General features: G+C 64.1%; 14 protein-coding genes. 8 read left to right on the top strand and 6 right to left on the bottom strand.

What is annotated here, in order from left to right; translation table 11 throughout:
• Positions 1-22 precede the first annotated feature (22 nt).
• Positions 23-1,318: an MFS transporter gene (locus tag FHR96_RS01075; protein WP_183385784.1), complete on the top strand. Its 1,296-nt coding sequence runs from the start codon at positions 23-25 to the stop codon at positions 1,316-1,318.
• 4 nt (positions 1,319-1,322) lie between these two features.
• Here the strand turns inward: FHR96_RS01075 and FHR96_RS01070 are convergent, their stop codons facing one another.
• A complete protein-coding gene (locus tag FHR96_RS01070; protein WP_183385783.1) occupies positions 1,323-3,083 on the bottom strand; it encodes a M14 family metallopeptidase in 1,761 nt (586 codons plus the stop codon).
• Positions 3,084-3,330: 247 nt separating this feature from the next.
• Positions 3,331-4,134, bottom strand: coding sequence for a helix-turn-helix transcriptional regulator (locus FHR96_RS01065; RefSeq protein ID WP_183385782.1), 804 nt, complete (start codon positions 4,132-4,134; stop codon positions 3,331-3,333).
• A 107-nt stretch (positions 4,135-4,241) separates the two neighbouring features.
• On the opposite strand from FHR96_RS01065, the gene FHR96_RS01060 reads away from it, so the two are divergent.
• The 3 genes from FHR96_RS01060 (at position 4,242) to FHR96_RS01050 (ending at position 6,483) form a co-directional block, all read left to right on the top strand.
• A complete protein-coding gene (locus FHR96_RS01060; RefSeq protein ID WP_183385781.1) occupies positions 4,242-5,699 on the top strand; it encodes an MFS transporter in 1,458 nt (485 codons plus the stop codon).
• 156 nt (positions 5,700-5,855) lie between these two features.
• The gene (locus tag FHR96_RS01055) at positions 5,856-6,107 is read left to right on the top strand and encodes a nucleotidyltransferase family protein (protein WP_183385780.1); all 252 of its coding nucleotides are present in this window, start codon (positions 5,856-5,858) and stop codon (positions 6,105-6,107) included.
• Positions 6,100-6,483, top strand: a complete 384-nt coding sequence (locus FHR96_RS01050) for a HepT-like ribonuclease domain-containing protein (protein ID WP_343066305.1) — start codon at positions 6,100-6,102, stop codon at positions 6,481-6,483. Before FHR96_RS01055 ends, FHR96_RS01050 begins: the two co-directional genes overlap by 8 nt.
• A gap of 14 nt (positions 6,484-6,497) precedes the next feature.
• Here the strand turns inward: FHR96_RS01050 and FHR96_RS01045 are convergent, their stop codons facing one another.
• Positions 6,498-6,662 carry a hypothetical protein gene (locus FHR96_RS01045; RefSeq protein WP_183385779.1) on the bottom strand — a complete coding sequence of 55 codons (165 nt, stop codon included), beginning with the start codon at positions 6,660-6,662 and terminating at the stop codon, positions 6,498-6,500.
• 111 nt (positions 6,663-6,773) lie between these two features.
• Positions 6,774-6,935: a hypothetical protein gene (locus FHR96_RS01040; RefSeq protein ID WP_183385778.1), complete on the bottom strand. Its 162-nt coding sequence runs from the start codon at positions 6,933-6,935 to the stop codon at positions 6,774-6,776.
• On the opposite strand from FHR96_RS01040, the gene FHR96_RS01035 reads away from it, so the two are divergent.
• Positions 6,934-7,467 carry a GNAT family N-acetyltransferase gene (locus tag FHR96_RS01035; protein ID WP_221195652.1) on the top strand — a complete coding sequence of 178 codons (534 nt, stop codon included), beginning with the start codon at positions 6,934-6,936 and terminating at the stop codon, positions 7,465-7,467. The genes FHR96_RS01040 and FHR96_RS01035 overlap by 2 nt on opposite strands.
• A 31-nt stretch (positions 7,468-7,498) precedes the next feature.
• Here FHR96_RS01035 and FHR96_RS01030 read toward each other — a convergent pair whose 3' ends face one another.
• Positions 7,499-8,494: an ion transporter gene (locus tag FHR96_RS01030; protein ID WP_183385777.1), complete on the bottom strand. Its 996-nt coding sequence runs from the start codon at positions 8,492-8,494 to the stop codon at positions 7,499-7,501.
• Positions 8,495-8,798: 304 nt separating this feature from the next.
• On the opposite strand from FHR96_RS01030, the gene FHR96_RS01025 reads away from it, so the two are divergent.
• The 3 genes from FHR96_RS01025 to FHR96_RS01015 all read left to right on the top strand — a co-directional run bounded on the left by FHR96_RS01025 (position 8,799) and on the right by FHR96_RS01015 (position 12,473).
• Positions 8,799-9,770 carry an alpha/beta hydrolase family protein gene (locus FHR96_RS01025; RefSeq protein ID WP_183385776.1) on the top strand — a complete coding sequence of 324 codons (972 nt, stop codon included), beginning with the start codon at positions 8,799-8,801 and terminating at the stop codon, positions 9,768-9,770.
• Positions 9,771-10,240: 470 nt separating this feature from the next.
• On the top strand, positions 10,241-11,674 hold the full coding sequence (locus tag FHR96_RS01020; RefSeq protein WP_183385775.1) for an MFS transporter: 1,434 nt from the start codon (positions 10,241-10,243) through the stop codon (positions 11,672-11,674).
• On the top strand, positions 11,667-12,473 hold the full coding sequence (locus tag FHR96_RS01015; protein WP_183385774.1) for an SAM-dependent methyltransferase: 807 nt from the start codon (positions 11,667-11,669) through the stop codon (positions 12,471-12,473). The genes FHR96_RS01020 and FHR96_RS01015 overlap by 8 nt, the downstream gene beginning before the upstream one ends.
• On the opposite strand, the gene FHR96_RS01010 is transcribed toward FHR96_RS01015, so the two are convergent.
• Positions 12,411-12,854: a nucleoside phosphorylase-I family protein gene (locus FHR96_RS01010; RefSeq protein ID WP_343066304.1), complete on the bottom strand. Its 444-nt coding sequence runs from the start codon at positions 12,852-12,854 to the stop codon at positions 12,411-12,413. The genes FHR96_RS01015 and FHR96_RS01010 overlap by 63 nt on opposite strands.
• Positions 12,855-13,035 lie beyond the last annotated feature (181 nt).

The raw sequence follows: 13,035 nt of genomic DNA, 5'->3' as shown, positions 1-13,035 counted from the left end.
CGGCGAGCCTGGCGGAGGTGCCATGAAGTCTCTTTCGAGTACGGGATTCGCGATTCTCGGGGCGGCGCTGGTCGCGATCAGCTACGGGCTGGCGCGCTTCGCCTTCGGCCTGTTCGTGCCGCAGATCCGCGATGCGCTGGAACTCACGCCCTACGCGATCGGCATCATCGGCGCGCTGCCGCTGACCAGCTTCCTGCTTTCCACGGTGGTCGCGCCTTTCGTCACCGACCATCTCGGCGCCCGCAACACGGCGGTGCTGTCAGGCCTGTTCGGCGTCGGCGGTCTGGGGCTGATCAGCCAGGCCTCCGACGCGCTGATGCTGGGCTCCGGCGTGTTCGCCTGCGGCATCTGCACCGGCCTGATGATGCCGGCCCTCACGGCCGCCATGCAGGCGATGGTGAGGCGCTCGCTGCACGGACGCGTCAGCTCGGTGATGAACGCCGGCACCAGCATCGGCGTGATCGTCGCCGTGCCCACGGTGCTGTTCATGGTCGGCGCCTGGCGGCTGGCCTATCTCTCGTTCGCGATCTGCACCGCCATCGGTGTCATCGCCGCCTGGTGGTTCCTGCCCTCGGTGTCGCGGATCGTGCCCTCCAACGCGGCGCCGCCGCCGCCGTTGCCCGAACTGCCCTGGTCGCGCCTGGTGAGGCTCTCGCTGTTCGCCTTCGTGATGGGCTTCGTCTCGTCCGCCTACTGGATCTTCGCGCCCGACCTGGTGGTGACCCTCGGCGGCCTGTCGCCGGCCTCCACCGGCTGGCTGTGGCTGGCGGTGGGCATCGCCGGCCTCGGCGGCGCCGTGGTGGCCGACCTGGCGGATCGCAACAACCCTCCCATTACCCATGCGCTGATGCTGATGATGCTGGCCGCGAGCCTGGCGCTGCTCGCCGCCAGCCCCGCCCAGACGCTGCTGGCGGCGTTTTCCGCGCTGGTCTTCGGGCTGGCCTACATGAGCCTGACGGGGCTCTATCTGATGACGGGGATCCGCCTGTTGCCGGGCCGGCTGTCGGTGGGGCCGGTGCTGCCCTTCATGGCGGTCTCGCTCGGGCAGGCCACCGGCTCGCCGCTCGTCGGCAAGCTGGTCGATGCCTTCGGCTACGCGACGGCGTTCTCCATGTTCGCCGCGCTGGGCATTCTGGTGGCGATCCTCTCGCCGTTCTATCCCGGCCATATCGAGCACGGCGACGACGAGGAAGAACAGGCTGCCGAGGAAGACACCGGCCTGCAGGCGGCCTACGACCACCAGCTCCAGAATGAAGAGGGCGAGCCGCTGGCGGACCCCGAGGAAGACGAGACGCAGAAGCCGGCGGTCGGCGCCTGAGGCTTCAGGCGTCGCCTCGTTCGGCGCGCTTGTTCGGCTCCGGGGGCGTGGGGACCCCGATGGTGCGCGTCAGCCGGCCGAGCCGCGGGCCGCCGAGGCGCAGTGTCACCTCGCCTTCGCCCTGAAGGATCCAGCGGGCCGTTGCCTGGTGGGCGTTGCCGCCCGAGCGCTGGAACCAGGGCATCTGCGAGGCCTCGCCGAGTCCTCGCCCCCAGCCGGCGAGGTGGCCCAGCGTCTGGCGGGCCTGCTCGGGCTGCCTTAGCCGGCAGCCGACGACGCTGAGGCTTGCCTCGACGCCGGTATTCCAGGGCCGCTCCCGGGCGGCATTGGCCCCGTGGGTCGGCAGGTAGCCGCGATTCTCCACCGTGACCCGCAGCTCCCAGTGCCCCGCCCCCAGCGGCGTGCAGCGCGTATCGGCGATGGCCAGCCGCGGCAGCATCGCCGCTACCCGCAGCCAGTAGCCGGCGACGCTTTGGCAGATCGCGGGCAGTTCCTCGGGGGGCGGGTTCCAGAGGCCGTTCACCGGGTCCAGGCCGCCGACCTCTACCTCGCCGAGTTGGGGATGGCGCACTGCCTGCCACGGCCGGAACAGCCGCCCGCGGTTGTGCTCGCGGTCCCACCGGGCCAGCCATTCCATGTCCTCGCGGTCGAGTGCCGAATAGTGCTCCACGAAGCGCTTGGGCCGCGGCCGACTCATGCGCTGGAACAGATCCCATAGCTCGCAGACCTGCGCCAGGCAGCCGCGCTGGTGGTAGGCGAACTCGGTGAGGTCGCCGTGCAGCGGGGTGTCCGGCTGGTAGGTGAATTCCTCGAAGCCGCTGACGGAGGGGTAGCCGACCTGGACGCGTCCCCAGGCCTCGAGCTGCCGGTAGAGAGCCAGGTCCCGCTGGTCCATGCGGCTGTCCGGAGCATCGATCAGCGGGCGGATGAACACGCCGCCGAAGGTGTGCAGGTTCAGCCAGGCATAGAGGTTCGGGTGGGTCACGGCGAAGTCGATCACCGCCCGGGCCTCGGGCTCGGAGCCGGGGTACGGGCCGGCGCCGACCTGTTCGGGCTCCGGCCGCCAGCTCCACGGGAAATTGCGGTTGAAGTCCGGCACGCCCGCCAGCCATTCGGGCTCGGGGATCGTCTCGCCGTCCCAGTGCTCGATGAGCCCCTCGGGGTAGAGTCGCCAGTAGGGCGGTGGGTCGTCCAGCCGGCGCGGCAGCATCAGGCCGGGCGCCTCGGGCGAGGCGACGAAGTCGCCGGCTTCGTCCTTTACGCGCAGGTAGCGGCAGCGCCCGTCGCCGTCGAGGTCGTGGGCGCGCCAGTAGGGCGCGGTGGTGCCCTCCGGCGAGCGGCGTGGGGCGGAGCGCACGAAGCCGCCCTGGCGGAGTACCTGCTCGGCGCCATCCGGCGAGATGCGCGGGCAGACGTAGAACAGCACGTCCTGCAGGAAGCGGTGAAGATGCTCGGGCAGCTCCTCGGGTAGCGGCAGCGCATCGGTGTGCAGCGCCAGGGCCGCCTCGGCCACCGCCAGCGCCACGCTGGAGCCGGCAAGCTCGGTGCCGTGCATGTTGCCGTCCACCCAGACGGCGGGGCGCTTGCGCGCCGGCTCGCGGCCGACGGTGAGCACCCAGATCTCCCGTCCCTCCGGGCTCACGCCGATGCTCTGCAGGTGGGCCAGCGCCGGATAGGCCTGCACCCACGCCTTGAGCTGGTGCGTCAGGGCGTCGTGGCTCAGGTAGCGATGTCGGAAGCGACTGTCGTGAACATCCCGTTCCATGTGCCTGCCTCGCTCGGCCATGCATGGTGACAGTATGGCCCAGCGGCGCGAGGCGCCGGAGAATGAGAAGAATGGCTGTCCGGATTAATGGGGCGAAAGGGCTTTCAAGTCCATTCTGGCGCTAAGTCCTGGCAGAAAGTTGATAGATTGATGCCGCATGGAGCAGGTGCACCTGCATGCCCCACCTACCAAGTCGCCCGCCGAGGTTGTGCCACGCTCATGGTGTCCGGCAGACAATCGATTTCATTCAGCGATCGGATGCTGTGCCATCCTGTTGCCGTGCATAGACCACCAGCCGCAGGTGCCGGTCTTCGTCGACAGTCAGCGAAGTGTGCTCGAACGGCTCGGCTTTGCCGTTGAGGATTAGCTTGCGCACACCATTGCAGGGGGCGTGAACGTCGTGCTTGCGCCACCAAGCCTTGAACTCTGGCGATACTCTTTCCAGTTCATCCACCAGCTCGTGAATGTCGGCTTCATGTGTGGCGCGGGCGAAGTCACGGCGGAAACTCGACAGCATCAGTGGCGCCTGTTCTTCCCAAGAATCCAAACGTTCGCGCAGTGCGGGATCGGTGAACAGTAGCCAGAGCAGATTCCGTCGTTCTGGTAAGTGCGCGTCGAAGCCGAAAAGCTGGTCGGCGGGTGCATTGAATCCCAATACGTCCCAACGCAAGTTGAGCACAAAGGCGGGATGCGGCAGGTCGTGCATCAGGCGCCGCACTAGCGGCGGCAGCACGCACCAGGTTTTTCCCGGTTCGGCGGGCGGACGCTCATGGGCCAAGAGGAACAAGTGGCGCCGCTCGGCGGCATCCAGTTTCAGCACCCTGGCCAAGCTGTCCAGAAACGCGGCCGACACGCCAATGTCGCGCCCCTGTTCGAGCCAGGTGTACCAGGTCAGGCCGACACCGGAGAGTGCGGCGACTTCTTCCCGGCGCAATCCCGGGGTGCGACGGCGCCCGCCGCTGGGCAGGCCCACGTCGGCGGGCGATAACCGCTCGCGGTGTGCCCGTAGAAAGGCGGACAGGTCGTGGCGGGTTCTTTTGAGAGATCGCATCGTTATCGCGTTGGTTTAAGTAATAGCATAATTGGTTAAATTGTAATGGTTTAATAGGGGTTTGAGAATAAGCGCGTCGAACACCTAGAAAATCCTGGAGACGCGAGATGACCTCAAGTTCCTGTCCTTCTGCTGTGCCGGTGACCGCCGTCAGTGGCCCGCCGTGGCTTGGCCTGTCCGTGCTATTGCTGGCGGGCTTTGTCACGATCTTCGACCTGTTCGTGGTCAATGTGGCCATTCCCAGTATGCAGGCGGGGCTGGGGGCGAGCTTTGCGCAGATTGGCTTCATCGTGGCCAGCTATGAGCTGGCGTTCGGAGTGCTGCTGATTACCGGTGGGCGGTTGGGGGACCTGTTCGGACGCCGCCGTCTGTTCATTCTCGGCATGGCAGGTTTTACGGTGGCATCGGCGTTATGCGGACTGGCTCCCAGCGCTAACTTCCTGGTTGGCGCGCGGGTGCTGCAGGGGCTCGCGGCTGCCTTGCTGTTCCCGCAGGTCTATGCCTCCATCCGTGTCAATTTCGATGGTAACGACAGCGCCCGCGCCTTCGGTCTGCTGGGGATGACGCTGGGCCTGGCTGCCATCGCCGGCCAGGTACTGGGCGGCTGGTTGGTGCATGTCGACCTGTTCGGATTGGGTTGGCGTAGCATTTTTCTCATCAACGTGCCCATCGGCCTGTTTGCCATTGTGGCGGCACGTTTCATCCCCGAATCCCGCGCACCGCAGCGCCCGACCCTGGACTGGACGGGTGTGACGCTGGTCAGCGCTGGACTAACGTTGTTACTGGTACCGCTAATCGAGGGGCCGGGGCAAGGTTGGCCGGCCTGGAGCCTTTGGGCGCTGGGTGCAGGGATGGGGATGCTGGTACTGTTTTCTCGGCAACAGGAGCGGCGGCGGATGGCGGAAGAATTGCCGCTGGTGGATATGCGATTGATGGCGCAGCGCCGCTTCGCGCTGGGAGCTGTACTGGTGCTACTTGTCTATTCCACATCCACTTCCTTTTTCCTGTGTTTTGCCTTGTTGGTTCAGAGCGGACTAGGACTTGATCCTTTCGTGGCGGGCAGCATCTTCGCGCCTTGTAGCGTGGGCTTTGTCTTGGCATCACTGGCGGCACCACGGTTGGTGGCGCGTTGGGGCTCTCGTGCCATCGTCGCCGGTGCGCTGGTCTATGCGCTGTCCATTGGGCTGCTGATTGCGCAGGTGCACATGGCGAGGGCGGCGCTGGAGCCGACCAGGTTGATTCCCGTGTTGATTGTGGTTGGTGCCGGTCAGGGCTTCGTCATGACGCCGCTATTGAATCTGGTGCTCGGCTTCGTCAAGGAGGCTCAGGCCGGTATGGCATCTGGCGTGATCTCGACAGTCCAGCAAGTTGGCGCAGCGCTGGGTGTGGCGGTGGTGGGCATCCTGTTTGGCGCGGTGCTTGCGGCAGACGATGGCATTGTCGCGCAAGCAGATAATTACGCATCGGCCTTTGTTGCGGGGATGACCTACAACCTGGGCGCGGCTATGTTGGTGTGCGTGCTGTTATTGATACTGAGCCGAGCCCAACACGCAGCTTCGAGATGAAGCGGTAGGGAGGCAAGGCCTGGCTGGGGATTGCTTCTACCCCATGCTAGGCTGAGCGATACAAAGCCAAGGGAATCATTACTCTGGAGGCTTGATGCTGGTGAGAGGTGGCGGAAGGTGAATAGAAACAGTGTCCTGCAACTGCTTCGAGAGCACATGTCGGCCTTGGCCAGCGAATATGGGGTCAGATCATTGGCGCTCTTCGGCTCCATGTCCCGCGACGAGGCTCGAGACGACAGTGATATTGATATCCTGGTGAGCTTCGATGGCCCGGCGACCTCGGCCCGTTATTTCGGTGTACAGTTTTACCTCGAGGATCTGCTGGGTCACCCCGTGGATCTGGTGACCGACAAGGCGCTTCGCCCCGAGCTAAGGCCCTATATCGAGCGTGAGGCGCTGCGTGTCTGAGTCTCGCCCCCAGCGCGAATGGCGCTTCTATATCGATGACATGATCGGCTTTGCCGAGAAGGTTCTCTCCTACACGGAAGGCCTCGATCAGGATAGCTTCCTTGCCCATGATCTCACCTACGATGCCACGCTGCGTAACCTCGAGCTGATCGGCGAAGCGGCGACCCGCATTCCAGATGCTGTCCGTCACCAGTATTCGCAAATTCCCTGGCGGATGATCATTGCGACTCGGAATCGCCTGATCCATGCCTATTTGGGGATCGACGACGATACAGTGTGGAGCATCATCCAAGACAACATCCCCCAACTGCTTGAGCAGTTGAATGGTATCAAGATCCAGCATGACTCATCGGGGGCAGACCTCGGTTCTCCATAGAGCCGCCGGCCGCCTCAGTCGTACTGGTGCTGCCAGCCCTTCACCGCGATCTGATCCTTGGGCAGCTGCAGGTGGGCCAGCGCCAGATAGGCCTGCACCCACTCCTTGAGCTGGTGCGTCAGCGCATCGTGGCTCAGGTAGCGATGTCGGAAGTGGCTGTCGTGAACATTCCGTCCCATGTGCCTGCCTCGCTCGGCCATGCCTGCTGACAGTATGGCCCAGCGGCGCGAGGCGCCGGAGAATGAGAAAACCCAGTCGTTGGTGCTAGGCTGAGGCTCTGACAACGATAATCACAACGACGCCGCCAGCTCCTGGGACGCCACCGAGGCCACCGGTTCCCTGCCACTCATGGTGATCGTCACGCGGACGATCGTCGGGCGGGGAGCCCTCTGCCGCGTGGCGCTTTTCATCATCAAGGAATACGTGAGGATCACGATGAGCGAGACGTCCATGATGGATATCAGGCTGGCGGAAGCGCAGGACCTGCCGAGGATCGTCGAGATCTACAATGCCGCGGTGCCGAGCCGCCGCTCGACGGCGGATACCGAGACGGTGACCCCGGAATCCCGCAGCGAGTGGTTCCACCGGCACGAGCCGGAACGTCGCCCGCTGCTGGTCGGCGAGGACCAGGGCGACATCGTCGCCTGGATGAGCTTCGAGGACTTCTACGGCCGGCCGGCGTACGCCCATACGGCCGAGCTGAGCATCTACATCGCGCCGGACTACCAGGGCAGGCTGCTCGGGAAGCGGCTGCTGCGGCGAGCGGAAGCGCTGGCCCCCAGCCTGGGCATACATACCCTCGTCGGCTATGTGTTCGCCCATAATGCGCCGAGCCTGCGCCTGCTGCGTGCCAGTGGCTACCAGGAGTGGGGGCGGCTGCCGGACGTCGCCCGCATGGATGGCAGCGATTTCAGCCTGTGCATCATGGGCAAGCGCCTCGAGAGTGCGCCGGCCCCGTTGGGGCAGCCGGCTGGCGCAGGTTAGCCGCGGCGCCTGAGTCAGCCCGGCGATTTGCTCAGTCGTACTTGTGCTGCCAGCCTTTCACCGCGATCTGCTCCTTGAGCAGCTCCAGCATGTCCACCAGCACCTGTTCGGTGATCTGCTCGGTATGCGGGTCGGTGCGCAGCCAGGCATCGAAGCCGCTCTCGGCCAGGTGCTCCACCAGGGAAGAGAACTCCGACGACTGCAGGCCCGCCAGCGCCTCGTCGACCAGGCGGCAGGCCAGGTCGGAGAACGAGGCCTCGAGCCCCCGGGCCACCTGGCTGCCCAGCGGCAGGCGCCCGAGGCGGCGAATCTCCGGGCTCTCCGACAGGGTGCGGCCGACCAGCCCGCGCACGTAGCGCAGGGTGTCGTCGCGGTGGTGGGCATAGGCGTCGCCGGCCATGGCCTCCAGCCGTTGGCTGATCTCGCGGATCAGCGCTTGTTTGCGTGGCTGCACGATCCGTTCGATCACCGGGGCGGAGAGCCCGTCGCCGGCACGGATCTCCTGCTGCACGTTGTCGAGCATGCGGATGGCGATGCGGTCGGTGAGCTCCTCCAGCAGGATGTCGTAGTACTTGGCGACCACGCTGCAGAGATACCAGCGGCGCACGTCGATCAGGCCCATGCGCTGCAAGCGGTGCAGCAGCGAGATCACGCGCAGGATACGCAGCAGCCGGAAGCCACCCAGCGGGATGCAGCCGAGCACGTCGTACCAGTGCACGAAGGGATAGAAGAACCAGCGGTGGTAGTGGCGTTCGGCGATGGCCACCGCCCAGCCCAGCAGCACGTCGAGCAGAAAGACGGCCACGAATGCCAGGTCGATAGTGAGGAAGTTGGAGTGGATGTTCCGCTCGTAGGCGCCGTACAGCCCGGGCGCCACGGCTTCGAAGGCGGCATTCAGCGGCGGCAGCAGGAACAGGCTGTCGAACAGCAGCAGCGCCAGGTTGGCGATCACCAGCACGATGATCAGCAGGTCCCACACCAGATGGGCCCGTTCCAGGGCGGGTGAGGTCGTGCGAGTGGCGGGCATGATCTCTCCTCAATCGGTTCCGGGAAGTCCTTTCCCATCCAGCCTAGAGCGTCCAGGCGTTGGTGGCATGCCCCTCGCGCGGGTAGGACTGTTCAACTCCTCGTCCTTGGCGGAGATGGTCCCGTCGGCCGTTCCGGTAGAGCGCGTCGCTTCGTGAATGCGGGGCGGCTGTGGGCCGGTTGGAGCTTCTGGTGTCTTCCACCGTGATATTCTCATGGCCGAATACCCACGATGTGGCCAGGGCGCGAGAAGAGCGTCGAGGAAGTGTAGGCAGTTTCTTGTTGACGATATATGGGGAAACACCATGAGGCTGCGTCTGTTCTTGTCGCTCTTGGCCATCGTCGTGCCGGCCTTTGCGGATTCATCGGTAGGCGTCTCGTCTCAGGTCGATGCCTCCGATGAAAAACGCCCGATCGAACTATCCATCTGGTACCCATCCGAAGGCGGTTCACCTGCCATGGTTGGCGGAAATGCCGTTTTCAAGGGCGTTTACGGCTCGCATCATGCCTCGGTGCTGAAAGGAGAATTTTCTCTCGTCGTGGTGTCGCACGGCGGTTTGCGGTCCTCGAAAAATTCGGGGGCATGGCTTGGTGCCGGCTTGGCAAAGGCAGGCTTTATCGCCGTGGAGGTCAATGCGCCACGCCCCGAAAGTGCGGCAATGGCGGTAAACGAGATTTGGCAACGCCCTCGAGACATAAGCCGCAGCCTTGACCTGATGCTGGGCGACCAGCGCTGGGCGGAGCACGTTGATCATGGCAGGGTTTTCGTGGTGGGCTTTGCCTTGGGTGGAACGGCCGCTCTTGCCGTGTCCGGGGCCGAGCTTGGCGCCGAGCGCTACCTTCAAACATGCAACGATGATGGCGAAGCAGGGCCGGACTGTGAGTGGTACAGGGCGCAGGGCGTCACCCTGGATCAGGTTGATTCCGGGGAACTCGGGCAAGCCAGGCACGATCGCCGCGTCAAGGCTGCGGTCGCCATCGATCCCGAGTACCTGACGGCCTTTTCGGATGACGGTATGGCATCAGCCGCCCCGGCTTTGTTGATCTCGCTCGGTGACCAGGAACGCAAGACAGCGCAGCTGCCTCGGGCCGAGACCGTCGCGATCCAAGAGGCCGATCGCTTCGATGCCTTCGCCGTCTGCACTGAGAGAGGGCCGCAGATCCTGCGGGAAGAGAGAGGCGATGTGGCATTGTGTCCTGCCTCTCAGGAAGCGAGAGAGCGCCATCATGCCAGGATGGTCAGTGCCATCTTGTCGTTTCTGGCGAATGAACCATAAACGCCGAAAATCAGGTTTTTGGCCCGCTTCAGGCTGTCCGTTACCACCCTGGGTGACGGCTCGATCCAGACGACTCTGAACATGTGGCTTCTCGACCAGGCATCGATTTTTACATCGCACACATGATCGCTACGCGATGACGTGGAGGATTACGCGTCATCCCCTCGGACAGCGTGCCGCAACGCGTTCCTGGCCGCCTCTGTGGGACAAGCTGCGCGCAGCATCATCTGAAACCTTGAGCACTCCAGACGGGACGGCGCGGGGCATCCTGCAACGTGCCGAAGCATGTTGCTCAAGGTCTTCAGCCATCGAGCCTGGCGATCGAGCTCATCGGCGCGCTCGCTCGACGCAGGTCGAGGCAGACTTGGCCTTCGAGAGTACGCCGATATCGATGAGGCGCGTGCTTGACTTAAAGTCGACTTGAAGTTGCATAGTGGTTTGCAACCAAGCCTCGATCAAGGGTCAAGCACATGAAAGAACCTGCTCTTCCACCCGGCAACAAGCTCGCTTTGTCTGCACTGGCGGGCTCCATTCTGCTGGCCTCACTCGGCATCAGCGTCACGACGGTGGCGCTTCCAACGCTGGCTTCCGCTTTCTCGGCATCGGTACAGCAGGTGCAATGGGTCGTGCTCGCCTATCTGGTGTCGCTGACGGTGGCCATCGTGTCCGCCGGACGCATGGGCGATCTGTACGGAAGTCGCCGTGTGCTGCTTTCCGGCCTGGTGCTCTTCACCTTGGCCTCGATCGCCTGTGCCGTCGCACCGAGCCTGGGCTGGCTGGTCGCGGGCCGGGTGGGACAAGGCCTGGCTGCCGCGGTCCTGATGGCATTGCCGATGTCGCTCGCCAAGGGTTTGATCGCCAAGGAGCGCATGGGTGTAGTGATGGGGTTGCTGGGCACCATGTCGGCAATCGGTACTGCGCTGGGTCCTTCTCTTGGTGGGGCCTTGATCGACCTTCTGGGTTGGCGCTCGATCTTTGTCCTGTTGCTCCTGTGCGCGCTTGGCATGATGGCCATTGCGGCGATGGGCATCCCCAAGGAGAAAGGACCGGCCACCACGACGGCTCGCATGGATTGGGCGGGTAGCCTCTGGCTGTGTCTGGCGCTGCTGTTCTTCGCGATGTCCGCCACGGGTGGCAAGGTCGGAATGGCCATTCCTGTCTGGACGCTACTTGCCTCGACCGCCATTGCGCTGGCGGTGTTTGTCGTCTTCGAGATGCGAGCCTCCCATCCGCTGGTGCCCTTGGCCCTGCTGGGCAGTCGAGTCCTTGCCTCATCTCTGACCATGAATCTCATTGTCAGCGCCATCATGATGTCGACGCTGGTGGTTGGGCCTTTTTACCTGGCGTTTGGCCTGGGCCTGAGCGAACTGATGACGGGCATTGTGATGGCTGTCGGCCCTGCTGCTTCCGCGCTGTCCGGTATACCCGCAGGCCAACTCACGGACCGGTTCGGCACCGACCGAATGCTGCTTGCTGGTCTGGTACTTGCGACGGGCGGATTGATCTGCTTCGCACTGTTGCCTGTTCGAGTCGGGATTCCCGGCTACGTGATGGCGCTGGTACTGACAACGCCGGGCTTCCAACTATTCTTGGCCGCCAACAACACCGCCACGATGGCACAAGCTCCAGACGCGCAACGGGGCATGGTCTCCGGGCTGATTGGTCTGTCGCGCAACCTGGGGTTCATGACCGGCGCATCGCTGATGCCGCTGCTGTTTGCCTCGCTACTGGGCGATCAGGAGGTGGCCTCGAGTTCCACGTTCGCCATCGGCGAAGCCTTCTCCCACACGTTTCTCCTGGCAGCGGCGTCGTTCGGACTTGCCATGGTGGTCTTCTTCGTGGGGAGGAAACGCCCGACACCCATTTCGATGTCATCAACTCAGCAGGGAATGAATCATGACTGATGCAAACTCACATCCTCGTGCTGCTCAAGCCGTCGGCGAATCTCTGCCGGCCTACCTCAGTGGTCGATTTCACTTGGTCAGCACGGGCATCGGCGATGCGGGAAACATTACCGTGAACGCTCAGGAGGTTCTGCGACGCGCCGACGTCGTGTTCGGGACTTCTCGTTTGCTGGTGACCTTTGCGGATCTTCTCGGGGGTAAGGAGCTCCATGATGCCGGACATGGCCTGTTCATGGACCTGATCCGCAAGGACACTCCGGCCGAGAAAGCCGACGCGATGGAGGCCGACGTCAGACAAATCGTCCGGCGCGCAGCGGATCAAGGCAAGCGAATCGCTGTCATCGACTATGGTGACTCCATGATCTTCGGGCCGCAGGCGGGCTTCATCCAGGAGTTCAGCGACCTCGACCCGGTAATCATTCCTGGGGTGTCGAGCTTCAATGCTGCAAACGCGGCTTTGGCTCGCGACGTCATGACCGGCAGCATGAGCCGGTCGGTCATTCTCGCAGCCGCTTATGATACCCGCGACGACTATGCCGGCACCGATACCCTGCAGCGCCTAGCGCAGACCGGCTCCACGCTGGTCTTTTTTGCGATGCGATCACGGTTCCAGCAACTGACCGAGCGCTTGAAGCGAGTTCTGCCTGGCTCCACACCCCTCGCGGTCGTCTGCCACGCCGGTCGAAGCGAGCAGCATACCGTCGTACGAGCGACGCTCGACACCGCCGTCGCGGCGCTACAAGGGCGTGACGTGCCATTCGAACACCTCGTTTATGTGGGGGATTTCCTTGCTGATTGAGGGCTTTCGGGCAAGAGAAGAACTTCTGCGTCGATCCAGCGCCCTTCGGGGAGTATTGGATGTGTCTGAAACGTCGGCGTCGATGGCCTCAAAAGCCGCGCCCAAAGCGATGTTGGCGCCGGTCGAGAGCGACGCTTCAGGAATCCCGGGAATGCGCAGCGGCAGGGGCTGGGTCGCCGGCAGATCGAGAAAGGGTGTGATGCCCCTCTCGAAGCCCAGCGGCACCACCAGGTTCGGCAGGCGCTCCTGCTGGGCCAGGGTGGCCATCGCAGCGGTGAGCTCCATCGCCGCCTCCACCGGTCCCACGCCGGTCATGAAGCGTGTGAACCGCGCCTTCAGATGCGGGCCATACTCGGCCTCGGCCGCCATCACGATAATCACGTGGCGGTTGCCGAGTGGCGGCAGTTGGGGCACCTCGGTTGCAGTTGCTTGAGAGTCACGGGTGCGGGAGTTCTACATCGACGCGGATCGCCTTGTCAGGTCGCTCTTGGGCTCAGTTCACTGGCGGGGATACTGATGTGCGATGGCGAGCCGTCGCCGGCGCCTTGACCGAGCCGCCTAT

Source organism: Halomonas organivorans, assembly GCF_014192055.1.
In the GTDB taxonomy this organism is placed as follows: Bacteria; Pseudomonadota; Gammaproteobacteria; order Pseudomonadales; family Halomonadaceae; genus Halomonas; species Halomonas organivorans.
The sequence above is the reverse complement of the archived record's forward strand: the minus strand, read 5'-3'. Positions and strand labels throughout refer to the sequence as shown.

Coding starts and splice junctions, on each gene's coding strand:
- FHR96_RS01060 (WP_183385781.1), top strand. CDS start 4,242: ATGACCTCAAGTTCCTGTCCTTCTGCTGTGCCGGTGACCGCCGTCAGT.
- FHR96_RS01020 (WP_183385775.1), top strand. CDS start 10,241: ATGAAAGAACCTGCTCTTCCACCCGGCAACAAGCTCGCTTTGTCTGCA.
- FHR96_RS01030 (WP_183385777.1), bottom strand. CDS start 8,494: ATGCCCGCCACTCGCACGACCTCACCCGCCCTGGAACGGGCCCATCTG.
- FHR96_RS01055 (WP_183385780.1), top strand. CDS start 5,856: ATGTCGGCCTTGGCCAGCGAATATGGGGTCAGATCATTGGCGCTCTTC.
- FHR96_RS01070 (WP_183385783.1), bottom strand. CDS start 3,083: ATGGAACGGGATGTTCACGACAGTCGCTTCCGACATCGCTACCTGAGC.
- FHR96_RS01025 (WP_183385776.1), top strand. CDS start 8,799: ATGAGGCTGCGTCTGTTCTTGTCGCTCTTGGCCATCGTCGTGCCGGCC.
- FHR96_RS01015 (WP_183385774.1), top strand. CDS start 11,667: ATGACTGATGCAAACTCACATCCTCGTGCTGCTCAAGCCGTCGGCGAA.
- FHR96_RS01035 (WP_221195652.1), top strand. CDS start 6,934: ATGATGGATATCAGGCTGGCGGAAGCGCAGGACCTGCCGAGGATCGTC.
- FHR96_RS01065 (WP_183385782.1), bottom strand. CDS start 4,134: ATGCGATCTCTCAAAAGAACCCGCCACGACCTGTCCGCCTTTCTACGG.
- FHR96_RS01045 (WP_183385779.1), bottom strand. CDS start 6,662: ATGGGACGGAATGTTCACGACAGCCACTTCCGACATCGCTACCTGAGC.
- FHR96_RS01040 (WP_183385778.1), bottom strand. CDS start 6,935: ATGGACGTCTCGCTCATCGTGATCCTCACGTATTCCTTGATGATGAAA.
- FHR96_RS01075 (WP_183385784.1), top strand. CDS start 23: ATGAAGTCTCTTTCGAGTACGGGATTCGCGATTCTCGGGGCGGCGCTG.